The 23038-nt window shown below is 71.2% G+C and carries 19 protein-coding genes; 12 read left to right on the top strand and 7 right to left on the bottom strand.

Translation table 11 applies throughout. The features are described from left to right. Positions 1-113 precede the first annotated feature (113 nt). The 3 genes from HG543_RS21305 to HG543_RS21295 all read left to right on the top strand — a co-directional run bounded on the left by HG543_RS21305 (position 114) and on the right by HG543_RS21295 (position 4283). Positions 114-1367: an HlyD family secretion protein gene (locus HG543_RS21305; RefSeq protein ID WP_171818449.1), complete on the top strand. Its 1254-nt coding sequence runs from the start codon at positions 114-116 to the stop codon at positions 1365-1367. A gap of 2 nt (positions 1368-1369) precedes the next feature. Next, the gene (locus HG543_RS21300) at positions 1370-2911 is read left to right on the top strand and encodes a DHA2 family efflux MFS transporter permease subunit (protein ID WP_169346655.1); all 1542 of its coding nucleotides are present in this window, start codon (positions 1370-1372) and stop codon (positions 2909-2911) included. A gap of 220 nt (positions 2912-3131) precedes the next feature. Beyond that, positions 3132-4283, top strand: a complete 1152-nt coding sequence (locus HG543_RS21295) for a PDDEXK nuclease domain-containing protein (RefSeq protein ID WP_169346654.1) — start codon at positions 3132-3134, stop codon at positions 4281-4283. A 102-nt stretch (positions 4284-4385) separates the two neighbouring features. On the opposite strand, the gene HG543_RS21290 is transcribed toward HG543_RS21295, so the two are convergent. Both HG543_RS21290 and HG543_RS21285 read right to left on the bottom strand, forming a co-directional pair. Next, a complete protein-coding gene (locus tag HG543_RS21290; protein ID WP_169346653.1) occupies positions 4386-4787 on the bottom strand; it encodes a VOC family protein in 402 nt (133 codons plus the stop codon). Between the two features lie 177 nt (positions 4788-4964). Then, positions 4965-6026: a polysaccharide lyase family 20 protein gene (locus HG543_RS21285; protein ID WP_169346652.1), complete on the bottom strand. Its 1062-nt coding sequence runs from the start codon at positions 6024-6026 to the stop codon at positions 4965-4967. A 504-nt stretch (positions 6027-6530) separates the two neighbouring features. On the opposite strand from HG543_RS21285, the gene HG543_RS21280 reads away from it, so the two are divergent. Continuing rightward, positions 6531-9302, top strand: a complete 2772-nt coding sequence (locus HG543_RS21280; protein WP_169346651.1) for a CHAT domain-containing protein — start codon at positions 6531-6533, stop codon at positions 9300-9302. An 11-nt stretch (positions 9303-9313) separates the two neighbouring features. Here the strand turns inward: HG543_RS21280 and HG543_RS21275 are convergent, their stop codons facing one another. Continuing rightward, a complete protein-coding gene (locus HG543_RS21275) occupies positions 9314-10324 on the bottom strand; it encodes a cupin-like domain-containing protein (RefSeq protein ID WP_169346650.1) in 1011 nt (336 codons plus the stop codon). 145 nt (positions 10325-10469) lie between these two features. Here HG543_RS21275 and HG543_RS21270 point away from each other — a divergent pair, with 145 nt between their 5' ends. From HG543_RS21270 to HG543_RS21255, 4 genes are all read left to right on the top strand, one after another. Next, the gene (locus HG543_RS21270; protein WP_169346629.1) at positions 10470-10646 is read left to right on the top strand and encodes a hypothetical protein; all 177 of its coding nucleotides are present in this window, start codon (positions 10470-10472) and stop codon (positions 10644-10646) included. Positions 10647-10788: 142 nt separating this feature from the next. Further along, positions 10789-11349: an RNA polymerase sigma factor gene (locus tag HG543_RS21265; protein WP_169346649.1), complete on the top strand. Its 561-nt coding sequence runs from the start codon at positions 10789-10791 to the stop codon at positions 11347-11349. After that, a complete protein-coding gene (locus HG543_RS21260) occupies positions 11346-12743 on the top strand; it encodes a zf-HC2 domain-containing protein (RefSeq protein WP_169346648.1) in 1398 nt (465 codons plus the stop codon). The genes HG543_RS21265 and HG543_RS21260 overlap by 4 nt, the downstream gene beginning before the upstream one ends. 124 nt (positions 12744-12867) lie before the next feature. Continuing rightward, positions 12868-14508, top strand: a complete 1641-nt coding sequence (locus HG543_RS21255; RefSeq protein WP_211194072.1) for an acetate--CoA ligase — start codon at positions 12868-12870, stop codon at positions 14506-14508. A 3-nt stretch (positions 14509-14511) separates the two neighbouring features. Here the strand turns inward: HG543_RS21255 and HG543_RS21250 are convergent, their stop codons facing one another. From HG543_RS21250 to HG543_RS21240, 3 genes are all read right to left on the bottom strand, one after another. Then, the gene (locus tag HG543_RS21250) at positions 14512-15741 is read right to left on the bottom strand and encodes a uracil-xanthine permease family protein (protein WP_171818796.1); all 1230 of its coding nucleotides are present in this window, start codon (positions 15739-15741) and stop codon (positions 14512-14514) included. A gap of 6 nt (positions 15742-15747) precedes the next feature. Continuing rightward, positions 15748-16914 carry an acyl-CoA dehydrogenase family protein gene (locus HG543_RS21245; protein WP_169346647.1) on the bottom strand — a complete coding sequence of 389 codons (1167 nt, stop codon included), beginning with the start codon at positions 16912-16914 and terminating at the stop codon, positions 15748-15750. A 77-nt stretch (positions 16915-16991) separates the two neighbouring features. Next, positions 16992-17825 carry a metallophosphoesterase gene (locus HG543_RS21240; RefSeq protein ID WP_169346646.1) on the bottom strand — a complete coding sequence of 278 codons (834 nt, stop codon included), beginning with the start codon at positions 17823-17825 and terminating at the stop codon, positions 16992-16994. Between the two features lie 133 nt (positions 17826-17958). On the opposite strand from HG543_RS21240, the gene HG543_RS21235 reads away from it, so the two are divergent. From HG543_RS21235 to HG543_RS21220, 4 genes are read left to right on the top strand one after another with little or no spacing between them, the layout of a single operon-like run. Beyond that, entirely contained in the window at positions 17959-18651 is a 693-nt protein-coding gene (locus HG543_RS21235) for a response regulator transcription factor (protein ID WP_169346645.1), read from the top strand. Next, positions 18651-20138 carry a sensor histidine kinase gene (locus HG543_RS21230; protein ID WP_169346644.1) on the top strand — a complete coding sequence of 496 codons (1488 nt, stop codon included), beginning with the start codon at positions 18651-18653 and terminating at the stop codon, positions 20136-20138. The genes HG543_RS21235 and HG543_RS21230 overlap by 1 nt, the downstream gene beginning before the upstream one ends. A gap of 52 nt (positions 20139-20190) precedes the next feature. Continuing rightward, a complete protein-coding gene (locus HG543_RS21225) occupies positions 20191-21378 on the top strand; it encodes a glycosyltransferase family protein (RefSeq protein ID WP_169346643.1) in 1188 nt (395 codons plus the stop codon). After that, a complete protein-coding gene (locus HG543_RS21220) occupies positions 21308-22246 on the top strand; it encodes a glycosyltransferase family 2 protein (protein ID WP_169346642.1) in 939 nt (312 codons plus the stop codon). The genes HG543_RS21225 and HG543_RS21220 overlap by 71 nt, the downstream gene beginning before the upstream one ends. Here HG543_RS21220 and HG543_RS21215 read toward each other — a convergent pair. Beyond that, positions 22235-23035, bottom strand: coding sequence for a hypothetical protein (locus HG543_RS21215; protein ID WP_169346641.1), 801 nt, complete (start codon positions 23033-23035; stop codon positions 22235-22237). The genes HG543_RS21220 and HG543_RS21215 overlap by 12 nt on opposite strands. Positions 23036-23038 lie beyond the last annotated feature (3 nt).

Below are 23038 nucleotides of genomic sequence, written 5' to 3'. Positions count from 1 at the left end.
ACCCCTGAACCCTTCCCACGCCCCGCCTTCCTTCCCCCGTCCCCACGGATGGCTTCGTCGGGCCGGGTGGTTAGCCCCCAAATCATCAGCCGTCAGACTTTCGAGCATTTCAAATGAGCACTCAGACCGTGAATCTCGAGCAGGACGTCCCCAACACCGAGGTCCCCGCCAAGGCCGTGACGATGCCGGCCGCCGCGCCCCGCTCCTCCAGGGCGAAGCGGGTGCTGCCGGCGCTGCTGGCCGTGGCGCTGGTGGGCGGAGGCGCGCGCTATGCGGTGGCGTACGGCCACGAGTCCACCGACGACGCGCAGGTGGAGGGCCGCATCGCCAACGTGTCGCCGCGCATCGCCGGCCAGGTGGCGAAGGTGCTGGTGGCGGACAACCAGCAGGTGAAGGCCGGCGACGTGCTGGTGGAGCTGGACACGTCCGACCTCACCGCGAAGCTGGAGGTGGCGAGTGCGGACGTGCTGAGCGCCGAGGCGCAGCTGTCCAGCGCCCAGGCCCAGCTGGCCCTCACGGAGACCAACGCCGGCGCCAACCTGCGGCAGGCGCGCGGCGGCGTGGTGCAGGCCTCCAGCAGCATCCACTCGTCCAAGGCGGCGCTGGAGCAGGCGCGCGCGGACGTGGACTCGGCCGAGGCCCGCTTCAAGCTGGCGGAGGCGGACATGGCGCGCGTGAAGACGCTGAAGGCCGAGGGCGCCGTCACCCAGGCGGACCTGGACGCGCGGCAGGCCGGGTATGACCAGGCCCGGGCGGCGCTGGACGTGGCGCGCGCGCGGCTGACGTCCACCGAGGCGGGCGTGCAGGGCTCGTCCGGTGGCCTCGAGGCCGCGCAGGGCAAGCTGGCCGCGGCCGAGACGGTGCAGGTGCAGGTGCAGGCGGCGCAGGCGGCCGTGAAGCTGGCGGACGCGAGGCTGAAGCAGGCCCAGGCGGCGCTGCGGCTGGCGGAGCTCAATCTCTCCTACGCGCAGGTGCGCGCGCCGGTGGCCGGCGTGGTGAGCCGCCGCACGGTGGAGGCCGGGCAGATGGTCAGCCCCGAGCGCCCGCTGATGGCGCTGGTGCCGCAGGACGACATCTGGGTGGTGGCCAACTTCAAGGAGGACCAGGTCGGCGAGATGAAGCCCGGCCAGAAGGTGGAGCTGACGGTGGACGCCTTTGGCGGCCGTGAGTTCCAGGGCCATGTGGACAGCCTCGCTGGCGCCAGCGGCGCGCGCTTCGCGCTGCTGCCTCCGGACAACGCCTCCGGCAACTTCGTGAAGGTGGTGCAGCGCATCCCCGTGCTCATCCGGCTGGACAGTGACGCGAAGGACGTGCGGCTGCGCCCGGGCATGAGCGCGGAAGTCACGGTGGATACCCGGAGCAACTAGTCGTGCGCAGTGACACCATCACCGGCTCCAAGGCCGGCATCACCATCGCCGCCATGGCCGCGGCGCTGATGTCCGTGCTGGACATCTCCATCGTCAACGTGGCGCTCAGCGACATCCGCGCCAGCTTTGGCACGCCGCTGGACCAGATTGCCTGGGTGTCCACCGGCTACATGATGGCCAACGTCGTGGTCATCCCCATGACGGGTTGGCTGCAGCGGCGCTTCGGCTTCAAGCGCTACTTCACCGGCTCCATCCTGCTGTTCACCGCGGCGAGCCTGCTGTGCGGTCTGGCGTGGAACCTGCCCTCGCTGGTGGTCTTCCGCATCCTCCAGGGCGTGGGCGGTGGCGCCATCATCCCCACGTCGCAGGCCATCCTCTTCGCCCGCTACCCGCGCGAGGAGCACGGCATGGCGGGCGCGCTGTTCGGCCTGGGCGCGGTGACGGGGCCGCTGTTGGGCCCCACGGTGGGCGGCCTGCTCATCGAGGCGGCGAGCTGGCATTGGATCTTCCTCATCAACCTGCCGGTGGGCCTGTTCGCCGCGTACATGGCGTGGCGCCACATCGACCAGCCGGACTTCGCGCCCACCCAGGACAAGGTGGACCGGTATGGCATCGCCCTGCTGGCGGTGGGCATGGCCGCGCTCCAGTTCGTGCTGGAAGAGGGCACGCGGAAGGACTGGTTCGACAGCCTCGAAATCACCCTGCTCGCGGTGGTGGCGGCGGTGGCGCTCATCACCTTCGTGGTGCACGAGCTGGAGACACCGCAGCCGGTGGTGGACTTGCGCGTGTTCGCCAATGTCTCGTACACGGCGGCCACGGGCATCAACCTCATCGTCGGCACGGCGCTGTTCGCCGGCTCGTTCCTCTTCAGCCTCTTCTGCGGCACGGTGATGCGCTACTCGGCGCTCGACATCGGGCTCATCTTCCTGAAGGGCAGCTTCATCCAGCTGCTCTTGATGCCGCTCATCGGCCGCTTCGGCGGGAAGATGGACGGACGGGTGCTGGTGGGCACGGGCATCGTGGGCATGTGCCTGTCGCTGTGGGTGAACGGTCACCTGTCCACCACGGCGGACGAGGCCGCGCTCATCCTGCCGGTGTTCATCCGCGCCTGCTCGCTGGGCATGATTTTCGTGCCGCTGTCGGTGATGGCGCTGAGCAACCTGCGGCCGGAGCAGCGCGGCAACGCGGCGGGCCTCTACAACCTGACGCGCGAGCTGGGCGGCTCCATCGGCACCGCGTGGATGAGCAGCGCGCTCAACCGGACGACGAAGGTGAACTACACCGCGCTGACGTCGCACGTGGACCCGTACAGCCAGGTGACGCAGGAGCAGGTCGCCTCGCTCAAGGCCGCCGTCGGCGCGCGCGTGGCGGACCCGCTGTCCGCCGCCTACAGCATCCTCAGCCAGCGCATCAACGGGCAGGCGCTGGTGCGGGCCTTCAACGCCAACTTCACCGTGCTCACCGCCATCTTCGCGCTGTCGCTGGTGCTGGTGTTCCTGCTGAAGAAGCCCGCCGCCGGCGTGAAGGTGGAAGGCGCGCACTGACGCGGGCGGCTGCCTCGGTCCAGGCCCTATCGAGCAGGAGCCGCGATCCGCGCCGACCCCGGCGCGGTCCATCACCCCGGCCCGTGACACCCGGGTGAGCCCCCGCTCAGATTCAGGTGGGGCGCGGCACGTGGTTGTCGATTCCAGCCGACACTTGGGAGGGGCTGCCGCGGGCTGCGTCCTCCTTGCCTGGGCGCTGCGCTCGGGCCACCCTGCTCCCATGACGCGCAAGCGGACGACAGGCGCACTCTCGAAGCCCGGTTACGACTCCGTCCTGGCTGATGCCGTGCGCCTGGTCGAAGCCGCACGTCATGCCGCCTCTCGCTCGGTCAATGTTGTCATGACGGCCACCTATTGGGCTTTGGGCCGCCGAATCGTGGAGCAGGAGCAACACGGGGCCGCCCGCGCTGGCTATGGCGAAGAACTGATGGACCGGCTCGCCCGGGACCTCACGGCCCGGTTCGGCCGGGGCTTCGGACGCCGCAATCTCTTCCAGATGCGGGCGTTCTACCTGGCCTTCCGCGAGGTGCCGTTGATGGGCTCAGCGGGGCGCCGGTCCTCGCGGGCTCAGCGAAAAGTGCAGACGGTGTCTGCACTATCTCCCCCCGAAAGCGCCCTCGGGGAAGCCGCCTTTCCGCTCCCCTGGTCCCACTACGTCCGGTTGCTGTCGGTGCGCAGCCCGGCGGCCCGGCGCTTCTACGAGGCAGAGGCGCTGCGGGGCGGCTGGTCCGTCCGGCAGTTGGATCGGCAGATTGGAAGCCAGTTCTATGAGCGCACCGCGCTATCGCGGAACAAGGCGGCGATGCTCACCCGGGGGGCTGTGCCTCGGCCTGAAGACGCGGTGTCTCTCGAAGAGGAGCTGAGGGACCCCTATGTCCTGGAGTTCCTCGACCTGAAGGACGAGTACTCGGAGAGCGAACTGGAGGCAGCGCTCATCGAGAAGCTGGAGGAATTCCTTCTGGAGCTTGGTGGTGACTTCGCCTTCGTGGGGCGGCAGCGTCGCCTGAGGGTGGGGGACGAGTGGTACCGGATAGACCTGCTCTTCTTCCACCGCCGGCTGCGCTGCCTCGTCATCATCGACTTGAAGCTGGGGAAGTTCACACACGCGGACGCCGGGCAGATGCACCTGTACCTCAACTACGCGCGCGAGCACTGGACGCTGCCCGGCGAGAATCCTCCCGTCGGCCTTATCCTCTGTGCCCAGAAGGACACCGCCGTGGCGAAGTACGCGCTGGAGGGGCTTCCGAACAAGGTGCTTGCAGCCGAGTACCAGACGGCACTGCCAAAGGAGCGCGTCCTCGTCGAGGAGATGGTGAAGACCCGCAGGCAACTGGAGGTGCGCAGGAGGCCCGGGAGCAATCATCGCGGTTGAAATGACGGCAGGTTCCAGCCCATACGCCCGGGCGGTGACTCACGGCGGGCGGGCGCTGCTCCTCTTTCCGGGAGCCGCCCGCCCGTCGCCGTTTCCAGCGGGCTACTGGACGTTCTTGGGGTCCATCCAGAAGATCTCCCACTGGTGGCCGTCCAGGTCCTGGAAGCCGCGCTGGTACATGAAGCCCATGTCCTGGGGCTCCTTGGTCTCCGTGGCGCCCGCCGCCAGGGCCTTCTTCATGTGCTCGTCGACGGCGGCCCGGCTGTCCGTGGAGAGGGAGATGATGGCCTCCGTCACCTTGGTGGAGTCCGCGATCTCCTTCTTGATGAAGCCCTTGAAGAAGTCCTTCACGAGCAACATCACGTAGATGTCCTCGCTGATGACCATGCACGTGGCGTTCTGGTCCGTGAACTGGGCGTTGAACGTGTAGCCGAGCTGCTTGAAGAACTCGACGGACCGGCCGAGGGACTGCACGGGAAGGTTCACGAAGATCTTGGTCGCCATGGTCTGGGCTCCTGAGGGTTGGGGAAGGCTGTTTACCGCCTCCAACCTGGCGACGAACCAGGATCCGGGAGATCGACATGGATTTTCCGCCGGCATTTTTTTCCCGCGAAAAAAGCAGGCGGGCCCACCCTCTTCGGATGGGCCCGCCCGGGGACTTCAGGGGGTACCGGCCGCCGCTCAGCGCTGCTTCGAGCGGGCGAGCACCACGGCGGGCTTGCGCCGGCGGCGGAGCAGGGCGGCGATGGCGAGCAGGCCACCGGCGGCGACGAGCGGCACTCCGCCCGTTCCCGTGGCCGAGGCGCCGCAGCCCTGGGGCGCGGTGCCGGGCATGCGCGAGCCGTTGTCCTGCGCGCCGGGCGCCTCGTCACCGGGCATCACGCCCGGGGTCGGCTGGTGGCCCAGGACGGGGGCCTCTTCCTCGGGGGCCTCGGGCTCCTCCGCCCCAGGGACTTCCGGCTCGGCGGGCGAGGGCTCCGGCGTGGCCACCACGGGCGGCGTCGTCGGCGCGGGCTCCTCCACCGGCGCGGGCGGGGGCGGCATCACGTCCTCCAGCTTGTCGGCCATGGTGAAGCCGTCGTGGTAGACGAACGCCTCGGGGCGGATGGAGTCGTCGCGGTACAGGCCGAGCTTGAGGTAGTTCATCTCCTTGCCGTACTGCGTGGCGCCGAACGTCTTGGGCAGCGCGAGCTTGCCGTTGTGCCACAGCTGCACGAAGCCCGTCTTCGCGTTGGACGACCACTTCACCTGCAGGACGAAGTCGTGCCACTCGCCGCGGTTCAGGGGCGACTGCCACACGATGTCACCGTCGGCGCCACCCACGCGGAGGTTCAGCTGCTCGCCGCGCACGAAGAACTCCAGCGGGGGCGAGCCGCAGCAGCCCTCCTGGTGCCACTGGACGACCACCTGCCAGGTGTCCGAGCTGGGGTAGTTCTTCGGGAACATCGTGCTCCACTTGTAGAACCACGTGGAGCCCGACTTCTCCTGGGTGAGGTGGAGCAGCTCGTTGCGGTTGCCGCTGGCGCCGATGGGGTCATCGCCCTGACGCACGGTGGCCTTGAGCGCATAGCGCCCCTCGCGCACGACGTCCGTCACCACCTGGAGGCGGCTGTTGGCGACGCTCTGCGAGCGGGTCCACTGCGAGATGTTTCCCGTCTCGAAGTCGCCCTTCCACTTCACGTCCGCGGACGCGATGGTGGGAAGCAGCAGCACCAGGGCGGCAATTCGGAGGAGATGCGTCAACTGTGGTCCTTTCGTTCCGGGTTGGCGCAATGGGACATCCGGGAGGGCCCGGCGCTTCCCACCGACGCCCGCCTGCCAAGCCCCACTCCGTCGTGCCCCCGGCTCGCCGGCCGGAGGGCTGCCAGCCCGGCGAGCCCCGGCTTCCGCTGCCGCCCCGAGCACCTCGAAAGCAATGATTCCGGCGGGATGCGTAGGGGGTTCCACTCAAGGATTCCGACCCCGTTCGTCTCTACTCCAGGCCGGCTGGTTCCCGGCCTGACCGCGCGGCGTCGCGCGGCCCGTCAGCGGGGGAAGGGGACTCGGAAGGGGATGGAGTGGAGGGTGGAGACGTCCCGGAACCGGACGAAGGCGTGCCCAGGCGTACAGGGAATCCGTGGAGTGCGGAACGTCCGCGCGCCCCGGAGGCCCTGGGCGCCCGCCCCGAGTGTGGTCGGCGGCGGAGGCATGTTGGTGTAGAACGCGACAGGTGGGCGACTGCTTGGGGGTGGCGCCCGAGGGGGCAGTATGGTGAAGCCGGCGTACGACAAGGTTCTCATCCTGGCGCTGGCGACGCCCGTGCTCGTGCTCACCGTGCTGCTCGCACGGAGCCCGTCGAAGGGGAGCGGCGAGGGCGTCACGCCCCAGTTCTGGGCGGAGCGCCGCGCCGCGGCACGCATCGAGGCCCGGCTCACCCACCCCGAGGCGGACCGTCACCGGCCCCGCATGTCGTCCGGGGGCTGCCCCGTGCCCCCCGAGCCCATTCCCCTGAAGGAGCTGGCCCGGCTGGAGGAGGCCGGGGACTGGGGCGGCATCGCCGCCGCCTACGCGCTGCAGGGCGAGTGGAACCAGGCGGCCTCCTTCCTGGAGCGGATGCCCGCGTCCCCCAACCGGGACACCGACCTCGCCGCGGTGCACCTGGCGCGGGGCGCCCACGAGAAGGCGCTGCGGCTCCTGGACGCGGTGCTGGCCATCCACCCGAAGCACCCGCAGGCGCTGTGGAACCGCGCGCTGGTGCTCCAGGAGATGGGCCTGGCCATGAAGGCGGCGGAGACCTACGAGGAGGTGGCCGCGCTGAACGAGCCGGGCTGGGGCCGCGAGGCCCATGCGCACGCGCTCACCCTGCGGGACGAGACGCTGGAGCGCGCCCGGAAGTGGCAGGGCGCGCGTGACGCCACCCTGGCGCTGTTGGGAGACGAGAAGGCCCCGCTGCCCCTGGAGCTGGCGCGGCAGCACCCGGGCGTGGTGCGGCAGCACTTCTATGAGGTGGTGCGCGCGGCCCCTTCCAAGGAGCGCGCGCTGGCGCTGCTGCCGCTGGCGCAGGAGTTGGATCGGCTCCAGGGCGGCTCCGCGCTCGGCGACTACGTGCGGCGCGTGGCGGCGCGCGACTTCGCCCGCCGCGGCCCGCTGGCCAGGGGGTACGCCGAGCTGGTGCGCGGGCAGATGACCGGGCTGGACGCCGTGCGGCAGCAGGCCCGCTCCCTGGGCGAGGGCGACCTCTTCCTGGGCACGCTGCTGCTGACGAAGGCCACGCACGGGCCCAACCTGGAGGAGGCACGCACGGAGGTGGGGCGGCACCCGGACCCGTGGCTGAACCTCCTCATGGAGCGCGAGCTGGCCCGCAAGGAGGTGGCGGAGGGCACGTGGTGGAAGGCCGAGCAGCGCATCTTCTCCGCGCTGCAGCGCTGCCGCGAGGGGGCGTTCTCCGCGCGCTGCGTGGACCTGGAGCTGCGCCTGGCGATGCTCTACATCGACCTGCAGCGGCTCAGCGAGGCGGAGCAGCACGCGCGCACCGCGTGGACGTGGGCGCGCCAGCTGCGCGAGTGGAACCTGGAGTTCACCGCGCTGGAGACGCTGGTGCACGCCTCGCGCTCGCGCAACGACTTCGCCAGCGCCCGGGCCTACGTGGAGGAGTGGGCCGCGCGCGGCGGGCGGATGAACGACTGCTACTGGACGCACGCCAACCTGGCCCACATCTACTACCTGGACGCGAAGCTGGACGCCGCGCGCCGGGAGGTGGACGCGGCGGCCGCGTGCCAGAACGCGAAGCTGGACCCGATGTTCGCGGCCACGGTGGTGGAGCTGGCCCGCACCCGCCTGGGACCGCGGGACGCGGAGCTCTTGAAGCGCTCGCTGGCGGGCGTCGACAAGAGCGTCTACGTGATGCCCGGGGACATCTCCTACGCCCGCTACCTGGAGGGCCGCTTCATGCTGGAGCAGGACCGCGCGAAGGGCGAGGCGCTCCTGCGGCAGACGATTGACGAGACGAAGAAGCTGCCGCGCAGCGACATGCTGGCGCGCGAGGCGTGGGCGCTGAGCCACTCCACGCTCATCTCCGAGGCGGGCCGCGCGGGGGACTTCCCCAGGGCGCTGGCGCTGATGGTGGAGCAGCTCGACACGCCGGCCCCGAAGAGCTGCTCGATGGGGCTGTCCGTCCACGGCGAGCGCACCGTCGTCGTCGTGCAGGGGCCGGAGGGGCAGGTGCGGGGCTACTACGACGACCGCCGGCAGGAGAGCTTCTCTCGCATCAGCTCGGCGCACCTCATCCCGGACTCGCTGCGGCAGGTGCTCAAGGGCTGCGCGCGGGTGGACGTGTTCGCCTGGCCGCCGGTGCTGGGCCGCACGGACCTCCTGCCCCCGGAGATTGCCTGGAGCTTCCGCCTGGGTCGCGGCGCGCGCGCGCAGGCCGCCCAGGCCACGGCGCCGGCCCCGCAGCAGCGGCTCGTCGTCTCCAGCGTGGAGGCGCCCTCGCTGCTGCAGCTGCCCCGGCTGCCGGCCTGGACGCCGCCGCCGGACCCGGAGCCCACGCCCATGCAGGTGCTGACGGGCTCGGAGGCCACGCCCTCGCGCGTGCTGGCCAGCATGCGCGCCGCCACCGAAATCGAGATTCACGCCCACGGCCTCGTGGACCCCACCATCTCCGACTCGTCGCTGGTGGTGCTCTCCCCGGAGGGGGATGGCCGCTACGCCCTCACCGCGGACGCGGTGCGCGAGCAGAAGCTGTCCGGCTCGCCGCTGGTCTTCCTCGCCGCGTGCAGCGCGGGCCGCACCACCACGTCCGCCGCGTACGAGCCCTTCAGCCTGCCGGCCGCCTTCATCGACGCGGGCGCGCGGGCGGTGCTGGCCTCCACGGTGGACATCCCCGACGCGGCGGGCCGCTTCTTCGACGGCGTGCGCCGCCGCATCCGCGAGGGCGCCGCGCCCGCGGTGGCCCTGCGCGACGAGCGCGTGAAGTGGCTGGAGAAGGACGCCCGCGCCAGCTGGACGCGGCACATCCTCCTCATCGAGACGGGTGAGTGACGCTCCGGCCCCTAGCCGGGCTCGGGCATGTACGTGTTGCCGCCGGGGACGAGGAAGTGGTGGAACGTCACGGACGCGCTCACGTCCAGCGCGCGCACCCAGTGCCACCAGCCCACGGGGATGAAGAGCAGCTCCCCCGGCTCCACCACCGCCTCCACCACGTTCGCCTCCCCGTACAGCGGGAAGCGCTCGAGGTCCGGCTTCCCCGCGTCCACGTGGCTGAAGGTGCCGTAGCGCGAGTACATGAGGTGCCGCTGGAAGGAGGGCGCCATGCGCACGTGCTTGCGCCCCATCACCTGGGCCAGGAGCACGTTCATGTTGTCGTGGTGCAGCGGGGTGACGGTGCCCGCGGGGCCCAATAGCAGCGTCATCATGTCCGGGCGCAGGCCCGGGTCGATGATGCCCGCGGGCGCGCGCACGTCCTCTCGTAGCGGGCTGAGGCCGTCGCGCTGCCAGTTCTCGTTGCGCGGCACCATGTAGTAGTCGTTCGTCTCGCCGCCCGAGGCCACCATCTTCAGGTAGTCCCGGAATGTCATCCGCGTGCGGTGCTTCTCCGCCTGCGGGGCATGGTCCGGGTTGGCGTTGCGCCCCGTCATCACCTCTACCTCGGCGGCCCCCGCGCGCTCGGCCAGGTACGACAGCGACCAGCGCCCCAGGGCGGGCCAGTCCCCCATCATCCCCTTCAGCACCACCGGGCGGTGCCCGTAGTAGTAGTGGGTGAAGAACTCCTCCGCGGACAGCCCCTCGCGCTTCTCCAGCGCCCTGTCCCGCCCGGCCTGCCGGTGCAGCGAGCTGTAGGCGTCCATGACGGACTCCATCCAGGCATACCGGCGTCCCAGGCGCTGGCACGCCTGGAAGTAGGGGTGGCCCAGCGCGCGGGCCACCTCCGCGCGCGCCACGTCCTCCGCCACCCCCGCCCCCATCAGCGTCCGGCGCGCGTCCTCCTCGCCCACGCCCAGGGACAGGTTCTCCACCAGCCACACCTGCCACTCGGTTGCGAGTCGGGATTCATCCGTGCTCATCAAGAACTCCCTGGATTCCACGGGCGAACCCGACCGGCGCCCTCTCACGAAATGGACGGCGGCATGGTAAGGACACGCACGCTTCAGCTTTCCACTCCCTACCAACTTTGTGTGCTGCGTGTACGCAGCATGAGGAGCGAGCGCCATGACGACCGGTGCCACCCCTTCCCAGTCCCTCCACGCCCTCGACCCGGTGGATGGTGCGCCCAACGTGAAGAGCAACTACGTGGACTGCGCCACCAACGTGACGCTCCAGCGCAAGCGCCAGCCGCTGCCGACGCCGGCCACGCCGCCCCTGGCGGACCCAGCTGTCGCCCCGTAATCCAGGGTGATCTGCGCCCGGTGAGGGTGTTTTTACACTCTCCCGGATATTTTCCTGCCAGGACGCCGCATTTTTCTTCTCAAGGATTGGGCGGTCGCGCGTCTTTGGTGGGAAACCACCAGCAGCAGAGGCGTGGGGCATCATGGCAGACCTCTTCAACCGGGAGCGGCGGCGCTTCGAAGCGTTCATCCGCCAGCATCGTCCAGCCCTTCTGGGGCTGGCGCGCCGGTTGTGTGCCCGTTCGAGCCTGGAACCGGAGGACCTGGTCCAGGAGACATTCGAACGGGCCATGCCGGAGTTCGCCCATCTGAAGGACCGGACGGACTCGGCGGCGGCGGCCTGGCTGTGTACCACCATGACGAACCGGTTCCTGGACTACTGCCGCCGCCAGCGGACGGAAGTCCGGGGACTCCCACATCTGGCGCTGGTGCAGGACGAGGCGATGTCGTCGGAGGACGCCCGGGAGAACTGGGAGCTGGTGAACACCGACGAGTTCCAGAAGGCCATCGAGCGGTTGAAGCCCCACCTGCGGGATGCCTACCGGCTCCACGCGGAGGGCAGGCGCTACACGGCCATCGCCGAGCATTTCAACGTTCCCGTGGGCACGGTGGGCAGTTGGCTCACCCTGGCGCGCCGGGATTTGAAGGAACTGCTGCTGCCCCAGGTGGCGGTGGCCCGGGAGCAGGGGGCACGAAGCTCATGAACACGCCATGCACCAAGCTGCACCTCTTCGTGGACGGGGAGCTGTCCGCTACCGAAGCGGAGGCCTTCCGTCACCATCTGACGCGTTGTGCGGAGTGCGAGGTCGGGCTGAGGGATTTGCTCCAGCTGGAGATGCTGGCCTCGCGGGCCCTGGAGGGCACGGGTGTCGAGGAGGCCGAGGCCTCGCGGAAGGTGACGCCGCTGAGGCCCTGGCTGCACCAGGCGTACCGGGCGGCGGTGCCGGTGGCGCTGGCGGCGGGGCTGGCGGCGGTGGGGGTGTTCCACTTTCAGGCGGAGCCGGAGCTGCCCGGCGAGGTATGGCTGGCGAACGCCACCGAGCGGCAGCTGGACGCGCGGCTGAGCCACCCGAAGGCGGACCGGTTCCGGCCCTTCGTCCCGCTGCGCGGCACGACGCACACGGCCGAGGTGCTGCCGCTGCGGCCGCTGGCGGAGCTGGAGGAGCGGCAGGACTTCCAGGGCATCGCCGCGGCGTACGCGCTGCGCGGGGACTGGCAGCAGGCGGAGGCCTTCCTCACGCGGGCGCCGGACTCGGCGGACAAGGACAATGACCTGGCGGTGGTGGCCATGAGCCGCGGCCGTTGGGAGGACGCGCTGGGCCTGTTGGGCGGCGCGCTGCGCCGGGAGCCCAAGCATGCGCAGGCGCTGTGGAACCGGGGGCTGGCGCTGCAGGGCCGCGGGCTGAAGCGGCTGGCCGAGGTGTCCTTCCGCGAGGCGGCGGCGCTGCCGGAGCAGGAGGAGGGCTGGAGGCAGGAGGCGCAGGGGCGCGCGGCGGACCTGCATGACTCGCTGGAGACGGAAGGGGCGAGGTGGCGCAAGCAGGTGCTCGACGCGAGCACGCGGCTGGCGCAGGGCACGGCGGACCTCAAGGAGCTGATGCGGCAGCCGGCGCTGGCGCGCGAGGCCTTCTACGAGGCGGTGCGCACGGCCCCCTCGGCGGCGGCGGTGACGGCGCTGACGCCGGTGGCGAAGGAGCTGGACCGCGTGGGCGGCGGCTCGGTGCTGCAGGACTACGTGAAGGACATCGCGGCGCGGGACTTCGCGGTGCGCGCCCCGCTGGCGGGTGACTACGCGAAGCTGCTCAACGGCGATTTGACGCCGGGCCTGCTGGACACGCTGCGCCGCTCGCAGGAGTGGGACTTGTACTTCGGCGCGCTGGTGCACACGGGCGCGGCGGCGAAGGACGCCGAGGCGCTCAAGGCGCTCGCCCGCTTCGCCCACGCCTCGAGAGACCCGTGGCTGACGCTGCTGGCCGACCGCGAGCGCGCCTGGAGCGACGACATGCGGGGCCGCGCCAGCGCGGAGCAGCTGCTCCTGAACACGCTGCGCACCTGCGAGGCGTACACGCGGTTGTTCAACTGCACGCAGATCAACTGACGTCCTGACGCGAAGTGATGCATCCGAGGAGGCCTGTCCGCGAGGACGGGCCTCTTCTCGTTTCGGGGCCTGGAGTCGCGTGGCAGGCTCGGAAGGCAACGGCCCTCTACCCCAGGAGCGACTCATGCCCCCTTCCGCCCCTCGCAACATGACCGACTACGAGGCCACGTACCGGGCCTTCCGGTGGGAGCGCCCCGAGCACTTCAACTTCGCCGCCGACGTCGTGGACCGGCATGCCCGTGAGCGCCCGCGGGGACTGGCGCTCCTGTGGTCCGACGAGGCGGGGCGCGAGCGGCGCTTCACATGGGAGGACGTGCGGCGGCACTCGCTGCACGCGGCGGGATTCCTCGCCAGCCAGGGGCTGCGCAAGGGCGACCGCGTCTTCATCATGATGCCGCGCGTGCCGGAGTGGTGGTTCCTGGTGCTGGGCTGCATCCGCGCCGGCATCGTCTTCATGCCGGGCACGCCCATGCTCACCGTCAAGGACATCCGCTACCGGCTGGTGGTCGCGGAGGCCAACGCCGTCATCGCGGACGTCAGCTGCCTGGACCGTTTCGAGGGCCTGGCCGGCACGGGCCGGGTGGAGACCTGGGTGTCGGTGGGCGAGGGCGCGCCGTCGCCGTGGGTGCGCTACGAGGCGGGGGCGGGGGGCACGGGCGCGCACGAGGGCACCTTCGCGCCCACGCGCGCGGACGACCCGCTGCTCATCTACTTCACGTCCGGCACCACGGGCATGCCGAAGATGGTGCTGCACACGCAGGCCAGCTACGGCCTGGGGCACGTGATTACCGGGCGCTACTGGCTGGACCTCACGCCGGATGACCGGCACCTGACGCTGAGCGACACCGGCTGGGCGAAGTGCGCGTGGGGCAAGCTCTTCGGGCCGTGGAGCCAGGGCGCGTGCAACGTCGTCTACGACTTCCGGGGCCGCTTCGAGCCGGCGAAGCTCCTCAAGATTCTGGAGTCCCAGCGCGTCACCACCTTCTGCGCGCCGCCCACCGCGTGGCGGGCCATGGTGTTGCAGGACTTGAAGGGCTTCGACTTGTCCTCGCTGCGGCACACGGTGAGCGCGGGCGAGCCGCTCAACCCCGAGGTCATCGACACGTGGAAGGCGGCCACGGGCCTGCACATCCGCGAGGGCTACGGGCAGACGGAGACGGTGGTGCTGGTGGGCATGTACCCGGGCGTGGAGCCGCGCGTGGGCTCCATGGGCAAGCCGTCGCCGGGCTTCACCGTGGGCGTCATCGACGACCAGGGGCGCGAGGTGGCGGACGGACAGGAGGGAGACATCGCCGTACGCGTGGCGCCGGAGCGGCCGGTGGGCCTGTTCCAGGGCTACCTCAATGACGACGGCGCCAACGCCGCCTGCCGCCGGGGCGACTGGTACGTGACGGGAGACCGGGCGGTGCGGGACGCGGAAGGCTACTTCTGGTTCGTGGGCCGCGCGGACGACGTCATCAAGACGTCCGGCTACCGGGTGGGCCCCTTCGAGGTGGAGTCCGCGCTGCTGGAGCACGCGGCCGTGGCCGAGTCCGCCGTCATCGGCGTGCCCGACGACAAGATTGGCCAGCGCATCAAGGCCTACGTCGTGCTTGCGCCGGGGCACGCGCCGTCCGACGCGCTCGCGAAGGAGCTGCAGGAGCACGTGAAGCACACCACGGCGCCGTACAAGTACCCGCGCGACATCGAGTTCGTCACCGAGCTGCCCAAGACGGTGAGCGGCAAGATTCGCCGCGCGGAGCTGCGGGGCACCGCGAAGAAGTAGGCCCTACTCGCGCGGGCTGGCGTCCTGCTCCGTCTGGTTCAACCGGGCCGGCAGCAGGGCGTTGGCGACGACGCCCACCAGGGCGGCCAGGGCCATGCCGTGCAATTCGAAGTGGACGCCACCCAGGGCCACGGGGAACTTCGCGCCGCCCAGGCCGAGCACCAGGATGAGGCTCACCACGATGAGGTTGCGGCTGTGGGCGAAGTCGATGGCGGCCTCGGAGAGGGTGCGGATGCCCACCGAGGCAATCATCCCGAACAGCAGGATGCTCACCCCACCGAGCACGCCGGTGGGGAAGCTCTGGAAGACGGCGGCCAGCTTGGGTGACAGGCCGAAGAGCATGGCGAAGCCGGCGGCGATGCGGATGACGGCCGGGTCATACACGCGGGTGACGGCGAGCACGCCGGTGTTCTCCGCGTAGGTGGTGGCCGCGGGGCCGCCCAGCACCGCCGAGGCCATGTTGGCGAGCCCGTCCGCGAACAGCGTGCGCGGCAGGCCGGGCGAGCGCAGGAAGTCCTTGCCCACCACGCGCCCGTTCACGATGACGTCGCCGATGTGCTCGATGAAGGTGACGAGCGCCACCGGGGCGATGATGAACACCGCGGACCAGGAGAACGAGGGGCCGTGGAAGGGCGGCAGGCCCACCCACGCCGCCTCGCGGATGGCCTGGAGCCGGCCCGCGTCCACCGCGCCGAGCCCGAGCGCGACGAGGTAGCCCGTCACCACGCCGATGAGGATGGGAATCATCTTGAAGAGGCCGCGCGCGAAGACGCTGGCGACGATGGCGGCCAGCAGCGTGGCGAGCGCCAGCCCCCAGTGGCTCTTCGCCTGGTCGATGGCCACGCTCGCCAGCGACAGGCCGATGACGATGATGACGGGGCCGGTGACGATGGGCGGGAAGACCTTCTGCACGCGCGCCACCCCCACCGCCTTCACCAGCGCGGAGAAGACGAGGTACATGGCGCCCGCGGCGACGAGGCCTCCCGCCGTGGCGGCCGGGCCCTCCGCCTTCATCACCGCGATGGTGGGGGCGATGAAGGCGAAGCTGCTCCCCAGGAAGATGGGGACGCCGAGGCCGGTGAGGACGTGGAAGAGCAGCGTGGCCAGCCCGGCGCCGAACAGGGCCACGCTCGGGTTGAGGCCGGTGAGCAGCGGCACCAGCACGGTGGCGCCGAACATGGCCACCGTGTGCTGGAGCCCGAGGACGACCTTGCGCTGCGGGGACAGGGACATGGGGCGCTACGCCTCGAAGAGCACGGGGATGCCGAGCAGCGCGCTACCCTCCTGGGTGAACCAGCCCTCCGCGACGGCGGCGTGCTGGGTGAGGGTGTGGATGTCGCGGAAGCGCCGCTGGAGGGACGTGCCGTCGCGCACGGTCGTCCCTCCGCCCGCATGGTAGCAGGCCGTCACCACCTCGGCGGCCGTCTCCGCCACCCAGGCCAGCGTGGCGGACACCTGCGGGGCGAGCGCGAAGGCGGCGCCCGGAGAGTCCAGGCACGCCGCCCAGAAGACCTCGCCCATGCGGCGCAGGGTGTCGTGCGCGGCGCGGGCGCCCGTCTCCGCGCGGCCGAGCCGGTTGCGGAACACGGGAGAGTCGATGAGGGTGGTGCGCGCGTACAGCCGGCGCTTGCCGGAGCGGGCCAGGACGAGCAGGTCATCCACCGCGCCCTGGGCGATGCCGGCCGCCACCGCGCCGATGTGCAGCGCGTAGTGCAGCACCGGCACGGTGAAGCACGGGCCGGGCACGGCGGGCATGCCGGTGAAGATGTCGAAGGTGCGGTGCTGGGGGACGAAGGTGTCGATGTGGATGTCGTGGCTGCCGGTGCCGCGCATGCCGAGCACGTCCCAGTGCTCCTCGATGCGCACCTCGCTGGCGGGTACCACCATGGCGCGCGTCTCGGGCAGTCCGCCGGGGCCGGGGCGGGGCTGGCCGTCCGGGCCCAGCACGACGCAGTTGCCGAAGAGCCAGTCCGACTGCTGGCAGTTGGTGGCGAAGGTCCAGTGGCCGGTGACGCGGTAGCCGCCGTCCACCTGCACGGCCACGCCCTGGGCGTTGAAGGCGCCGCCGCCGGTGACGTCGGGGCCCTTCGCGTAGATGGCGTCGAACTCCGCGCGGGGGAGGAGGGAGAAGAGCTGGGGGCTCTCCGAGGCAATCATCATCGTCCAGCCGGTGGAGCCGTCCGCGCGGGCCAGCTCGGCGAGCGCCTCCAGCCCGGTGACGAGGTCCACCTCCAGGCCGCCATGGCTGCGCGGCACGAACATCCGGTAGCAGCCGACGTCCCTGAGCGCGGTGACGAGGTCCTCGGGGAGTCGCCCCGTCTTCTCGATTTCAGCGCTCCGCGCCGTGAGGGTGGGGGCCAGCTCGCGCACTGCGTGCAGCAGCTTCGCTCCAGCATCCGAAGTCATGGTGGGGGCTCTGTGGTGGGAACCCCGTAACCTTGCACGATGCCCTTCTCCGGCGGAAGGGTGGACGTGTGCACACCTCAGGCGGGACGCCGTAGCGTGAAGAGGGTCAGCTCCGGGTCGGCCGCGACGCGCTGCTTCCAGCCGCCGCGCCCGTAGCCCAGGCCCCGGTTGACGTAGAGCACATTGCCGCCGACGTCGTATCGGCCGCGCAGGTAGGGCGAGTTGGCGGCGGCGTACAGCCGCTCCGTGATGTTGCGGACGTAGATCTGCCCGCCGTGCGTGTGGCCCGACAGGCACAGCAGCCCCTGTGACGGGGGCAGTGCGTCCGCGGTGATGGGAGTGTGCGCGAGCACCAGGCGCGAGCCGGAGGTCGGTGCGCACCGGAAGGTGGCCGCCACGTCCGCGTGGCCGCTGCGCTCGTCGTCCACGCCGAGCACCGTCAGCGGCGCGCCGCGAATCCAGGTCACCGTGTGCGCGTTCTGGAGCACGGTGATGTTGGCCCGCTCCAGTCCCTGGCGCAGGTACTCCGGCGCCGTCCAGTGGTCATGGTTGCCGAGCACGGCGAAGGCGGGCACGCCGATGCCCGTGAGCAGCTCCTGCACGCGCTCCAGCGGGTCGCCCTTTCGCGTCACGTAGTCGCCGGTGAGGACGGCGAGGTCCACCCGCTCGCGCTGCAGGGTGCGGACCGCGTGGATGATGCGCCCGTCCGGCGTCAGCGGCCCGATGTGGAGGTCCGACAGCTGGGCGACCCGGAGGCCGTGGTGCGCCGGGTCCAGGCCGGGCAGGGTGACGTCCACGTGGGACACGTCGAACTCCCAGGTGCCTCCCCGGGCTCGGGCGACGCCGCCCACGGACGGGACGGTGAGCACGGCGGTGGTGCCCAGGACGAACTGCCTTCGGCTGATGCGCACGGGTTCCCTCCTCGGATGACGGTGCGAAGGTGGCCCGGCGGTGTGGATGGGGCGCGCACCCGGGATGAAACGTGTGTGAAACGTGCGGGGATGCCCTGCTCCCTGGGGGCGCGTGACATAGGCTTCCTGGGACATGGCGCACCTGCTGCTCATCGACGACGACGTGGCGTTGCTCGACGTGCTCTCCCTGTCCTTCGAGGACGCGGGCCACCTCGTGACGCGCGCGAAGGACGGCACGGAGGGGCTGGAGCGGCTGCGGCAGCGGGCGCCGGACCTCATCGTGAGCGACGTCAACATGCCGGGCGTGGACGGCTTCACGCTCTGCCGCAAGCTGCGCGGCGCCGGGGACACGACGCCGCTCATCCTCCTCACCTCGCGGGACAGTGAAATCGACGAGGCACTGGGGCTGGAGCTGGGGGCAGACGACTACATCAGCAAGCCCTTCAGCACCCGCGTGCTCCTGGCGCGCGTGGCGGCCCTGCTGCGGCGGGAGGAGCTGCGGGGCGGCGGGGCCGCGAAGGGGACACGGCTGGTGCAGGGAGCGCTGGAGCTGGACGCGGAGCGGCTGGAGGCGCGCTACCAGGGCACGCCGGTGCGCGTCACCGTCACGGAGTTCCGTCTCCTGGAGGCGCTCGCTCGCAGGCCGGGCATCCTCTTCTCGCGGGAGAAGCTCTTGCAGCTCACGCGGGATGATGACTCCATCGTGGTGGACCGCATCATCGACACGTATGTGCGGAGGCTGCGGCGGAAGCTGGAGGCGGTGGACGCGGCGTTCGACTCCATCGAGACCGTCGTCGGCGCGGGCTACCGGTGGAAGGACGGGTGATGGCTCGGCGCGCGACGCTCCGGCGGCTGGCCTTCCAGATTGCGCTCGCGGTGGTCCTCACTCCGCTGCTGGGGGTGATGTTCATCAGCGGCATCGAGTCGCTGTTCGGTGACCGCATCCGGGAGAACACCGAGGAGAGCGCGGCCCTCGTGAGCGAGGCGCTCACCACCCGGGGCGTGGACGCGGCCCGCGAGCTGGCGGCCCGGCGCGCGCGCAAGCACCACCAGCGCATCCGGGTATTGGACTCCGAGGGCGTGGCACGGGTGGACGAGAACGCGCTCATCGGTCGGGGGCCCCGGCATGTGCTGGGCGACATCCTCTATGGCCCGGAGCGCGTCTTCGTGCTGGAGCGGCTGGACCGGGACTTCGGGCCGCCCTTGCAGCGCGCGGAGGTGGTGGAGGCGCTCGCGTCCGGGCGTGATGGCTCGTGCCGGGCGTCCATTCCCGGCAACCTCTTCCTGTGCGCGGCGGCGGTGAAGGTGGCGGGCCCGCGGGTGGTGCTGGTGGAGGGCAGCTCGCGCCGGGCGCTCCAGGCGGTGTACGAGTCGCGGCGGCAGCTCGCGAAGCTGCTGCTGTTCACGGCGGCGCTGGGCATCGGGCTCGCGTGGTGGACGGTGCGCACGTTCGTTCGGCCGGTGGAGGCGCTGCGCAGCGAGCTGCTGGCCCGTGCCACGGAGGCGGTACCGAAGGCGCTCTCGCTGCCCGCGGCTCCCCGGCGGACGATGGGGCGCCCTCGCGAGCTGGGAGAGCTGACGGAGGCGTTCAACACGGTGCTGACGGCACTGTCCGAGCGCACGCGCACCAACGAGGCGTTCCTCGCGGACCTCGCGCACGAGTTCAAGAACCCGGTCGCCGCCGTGCGCGCCTGCGCGGAGCGGCTGGCGGAGCCAGGCCCGCTGGACCCGGCCCGACAGGAGCGGCTGGCGGAGGCGCTGAAGCAGAGTGCTGTCCGCCTGGATTCGCTCGTCACGCAGTTCCTGGAGCTGGCGCGCGCGGAGGCGGGCCTGCCAAACGAGGAGCGCGAGCCGATGGACGTGGGCGCGCACCTGGAGGGGCTCGTCGGCGCCTTGCGGAATGACCCGAGGCATGAGGGCGTCCGGTTCGAGCTGACGCGGCCTCCGGGAGCGCTGGTCATCCAGGGCGTGCCGCAGCGGTTGGAACTGGCGTTCCGGAGTCTGCTGGAGAACGCGGCGTCCTTCGCGGGCCGAGAGGGCTGGGTGCGAGTCACGGTGAGCGCGGGGCCAGCGTCGTTGCAGGTGGCCATCTCCGACAGCGGGCCGGGGATTCCGGAGGCGGACCTGCCGCGCCTGTTCAACCGGTTCTTCACGCGCCGGGGGGACAGGCATGGCACGGGGCTGGGGCTGGCGCTCGCTCGCGCGGTGGTGGAGGCGCATGGAGGGCGCATCGAGGTGCGCTCTCCTCCGGGCGAGGGCGCCACGTTCGTGGTGGGCCTGCCTTTCACGCACGTTTCACATGCTTCGCGATGACGTTTCACCTTGGGGCCATCCGCGCTTCGTGGTGGGTGTCCATCCTGGGGGCATGCACGACGGACACATCCTCTACCTGGCGGTGGCTGATGGGCGCGGGCACCTCATGCGGGCGCACCTGCTGCGCACGCTCCTGGGCTCGCGGGGTATCGACGTCTCGCTCGTGACACCGTCACGGGAAGGGCAGGCGTTCCTCGCCGCGTTGGGCAGTCCGTCGCGGCTCATCTCGGCCCACTTCCGGCTGGAGCTGGGAGACCGCCATGTCCTGGACGTGCGCCGGACTCGCGCGCGGCTCCTGCGCTACCTGCTGCCGGACCGCTGCGGACGCGACCTCCGGCTCCTGGAAACGTGGGCGCGGGACGCGGACCTCGTGGTCAATGACTCGCTCCATCCGGCGCTGCTGGCGGCCACGCTGGAGCGGCGGATGCGCGTCGTCCACGTCACCGGGGAGAACATCTGGAACACCACCCTGGCCCAGCTGGAGGCCGACTCCAACGGGCCGCTGCGGCGGGCCATGAGCGCGGCGCTCCGGGGCGCGATGACCCGCGCCTTCGGACGCATCTTCCACACGCTGGGCACCGAGTGCGTCAGTGACCGCACGTGGTGGCTGCGTCCCCTCGTCGCCACTCCCTCTCGGAGCCGCGAGCAGGTCCGTGAGGCGCTGGGCGTGGGCTCGCGTCCGCTCGCGGCGGTGTACCTGAATCCCCACTACTCGGCGCCGGAGATCGCCGAGACGCTGGAGCGGGCCCTCGCCGCGCGAGGCGTCGCGCTGTACGGGGTGAGCGAGGCCTTCGGCGGACGGCAGGGCTGGCGGGCACGTGACGCGCGGCTCGCGGAGGTGGTCCATGCCGCCGACCTGTTCATCAGCGGCGCGGGCATGGCCGCGCTGGAGCAATCCCGCGCGTTCGGGGTGCCACTGCTGTCGCTGCTCGGCACGCAGCCGGAGCAACTGTCGAACGTCGCCGAGGTCTCCCAGGGCGGAGATCGCCCACCCTGCGTGCCGGTCCGCGTGGATGCACCGGGGTTCGTCCGCGAGCTGGAGCGTGGGCTCGATGAGCTCCGAGCGTCTCCGAAGCGCTCCGACCACAAGGACGAGCTGCCGCGCATCCAGGAGTCCTGGGTCCGCGCCTTCGAGAGTCTCATCCACACCGCGAGACAGGAGTCACACCATGACAGCGCCTTCCGTCGCACTGGTCATCGAAACGGAGAACCTGCGGGGTACGGGCTCGGCGGACGTTGAGGTCGCGTCGCTCGCACGACTGCTGCGCCACTTGCGCGACCAGACCTTTGGCATGAACCGGCTGACGGAGTGGGTCATCACCCATGAGGGGCTGACCGGGGGCGCGGTCCGGACGCTGGAGGTGGCGGCGGGCCGGAGCCTCACCTTCGTGAAGGTGCCGGAGGGCACGGGCTACTACGGCTCCAAGGACCGGGGCTTCGACGCGACGACGGCGGAGGTGGTGGCCTTTGGTGACTCGGACTGCTGGCCCGCGCCGATGTGGCTGGAACGGCTGGTGTCCCGCTTCGCCGTGCCCGAGGTCCAGGTGGTGGCGGGCCGCACCGTCTACCGCGCGGGCCTGCTCGGCGAGGCGCTCACGCCGGTGGATTTCTCCTACTTCCCCAGCCCGCTCGGTGAGGGCTGTGTCCGGAACTTCTACGCGAACAACGTGGCCTTCCGGCGCGACGTCTTCTCCCGGCTCCGCTACGGCGGGCCGCGCGGCTTCCACCGCGGAGACTGCGGCGTGCTCGGGCTGAGGCTTTTCGCCGCGCGCATCCCGGTGCACTTCGCGCCCGGAGCCCTCACGGCGCACCCGCTGCCGGACACGCTGGGCGGCCACGTGAGGAAGCGGCTCCAGCGCGGCGCGGACATCGTCACGCTGTCGCCGTATCTCGCTGACTCGCTCGCGCCCCGAGTCTTGCGTCCGCTCGCCCGTGTGCCCGGGCTCGTGCCCTCGGCGGTGCTCTCGTCACGGCTGGCCGTGGGGCTCGCGGCGCTGCGCGGCCAGCCCGGCGCCAGGCAGGTGGCCATGGCCGCGGCCATGACCGGCGTCTCCCTGCTCGACGCAGTGGGCGCGGCTGCCTTCCGCCGGGCTCGCTCAGAGCGGTAGCGGGTCTTCGCCCTGCCGGTGGTAACGCCCGTCCTCGAAGCGCCAGCGGACCCGCACCGTTCCCACCGTCTGGACGATGTCCGCGAAGGTGCCTCCGTCACCGGGCTCCATCTTGAAGAAGGCCTCGGCCCGGGGGCGGGGACACGTGGGCTTGTCGAAGCAGTCGCAGGCGTCGCTCGGGGACTCCTCCGGGCAGCAGTCGCAGTCGAGCGCGCCCGTCTCCAGGATGGGGTGCAGGCGCGCGCCATCCTCGCGGAAGAGGAAGAGCTTCTCCGCCTTGCTGGAGTCGAGCTTGTGGAGGTACTCCGCCTTCACCCGCACGCCGAGGGCGCGCTCCCGTGGCGAGAGCCGGTACGCCGCGAGATCGATGCGAGAGAGCGCCTGCTGCCAGTGGGGAGCCTGGGCCCAGGTGAGGGGCACCGGCTCGCTCTTCGCCACGAGCTCGGCGCGCGGGAGCTTCTCCCGTACCAGCGCCACCTGCAGCCGGTAGTTGCCGTTGGCGTGGTACGCGCTCGTCTGCTCATGCGGCGGGCTGAGCAGGATGGCCACGAAGCGCAGGCCCGGCCGCGAGGGCACCCGGCGCGCGAAGGCCTGGATGACCTCGAGCGCGCCGTCCCGCACGGTGCTGCTCCGGTCGTCGAAGTCCGGGTACACCGCGCGCAGGTCCGGCACGGAGGCCGTCTCTCCGAGCGAAGTGCGCGGCCGGGGCCGGGCGGGGTTGGGCTCCCGGCCCCAGGAAGAGGCGGCCAGGAGCAGTCCGGCAAGCAGCACGGCGCGCGCGGAGGTCATGGT

This window comes from Pyxidicoccus fallax, assembly GCF_012933655.1.
Classification (GTDB): Bacteria; Myxococcota; Myxococcia; order Myxococcales; family Myxococcaceae; genus Myxococcus; species Myxococcus fallax.
Note: the sequence above shows the minus strand (reverse complement) of the source record. Positions and strands in the feature narration are given on the sequence as shown.

Bases quoted from the DNA above. Each gene is read 5' to 3' on its own strand.
- HG543_RS21305 (WP_171818449.1), top strand. From the start codon at position 114: ATGAGCACTCAGACCGTGAATCTCGAGCAGGACGTCCCCAACACCGAG.
- HG543_RS21295 (WP_169346654.1), top strand. From the start codon at position 3,132: ATGACGCGCAAGCGGACGACAGGCGCACTCTCGAAGCCCGGTTACGAC.
- HG543_RS21290 (WP_169346653.1), bottom strand. From the start codon at position 4,787: ATGGCGACCAAGATCTTCGTGAACCTTCCCGTGCAGTCCCTCGGCCGG.
- HG543_RS21280 (WP_169346651.1), top strand. From the start codon at position 6,531: ATGGTGAAGCCGGCGTACGACAAGGTTCTCATCCTGGCGCTGGCGACG.
- HG543_RS21275 (WP_169346650.1), bottom strand. From the start codon at position 10,324: ATGAGCACGGATGAATCCCGACTCGCAACCGAGTGGCAGGTGTGGCTG.
- HG543_RS21270 (WP_169346629.1), top strand. From the start codon at position 10,470: ATGACGACCGGTGCCACCCCTTCCCAGTCCCTCCACGCCCTCGACCCG.
- HG543_RS21265 (WP_169346649.1), top strand. From the start codon at position 10,789: ATGGCAGACCTCTTCAACCGGGAGCGGCGGCGCTTCGAAGCGTTCATC.
- HG543_RS21260 (WP_169346648.1), top strand. From the start codon at position 11,346: ATGAACACGCCATGCACCAAGCTGCACCTCTTCGTGGACGGGGAGCTG.
- HG543_RS21255 (WP_211194072.1), top strand. From the start codon at position 12,868: ATGCCCCCTTCCGCCCCTCGCAACATGACCGACTACGAGGCCACGTAC.
- HG543_RS21250 (WP_171818796.1), bottom strand. From the start codon at position 15,741: ATGTCCCTGTCCCCGCAGCGCAAGGTCGTCCTCGGGCTCCAGCACACG.
- HG543_RS21245 (WP_169346647.1), bottom strand. From the start codon at position 16,914: ATGACTTCGGATGCTGGAGCGAAGCTGCTGCACGCAGTGCGCGAGCTG.
- HG543_RS21235 (WP_169346645.1), top strand. From the start codon at position 17,959: ATGGCGCACCTGCTGCTCATCGACGACGACGTGGCGTTGCTCGACGTG.
- HG543_RS21230 (WP_169346644.1), top strand. From the start codon at position 18,651: ATGGCTCGGCGCGCGACGCTCCGGCGGCTGGCCTTCCAGATTGCGCTC.
- HG543_RS21225 (WP_169346643.1), top strand. From the start codon at position 20,191: ATGCACGACGGACACATCCTCTACCTGGCGGTGGCTGATGGGCGCGGG.
- HG543_RS21220 (WP_169346642.1), top strand. From the start codon at position 21,308: ATGACAGCGCCTTCCGTCGCACTGGTCATCGAAACGGAGAACCTGCGG.
- HG543_RS21215 (WP_169346641.1), bottom strand. From the start codon at position 23,035: ATGACCTCCGCGCGCGCCGTGCTGCTTGCCGGACTGCTCCTGGCCGCC.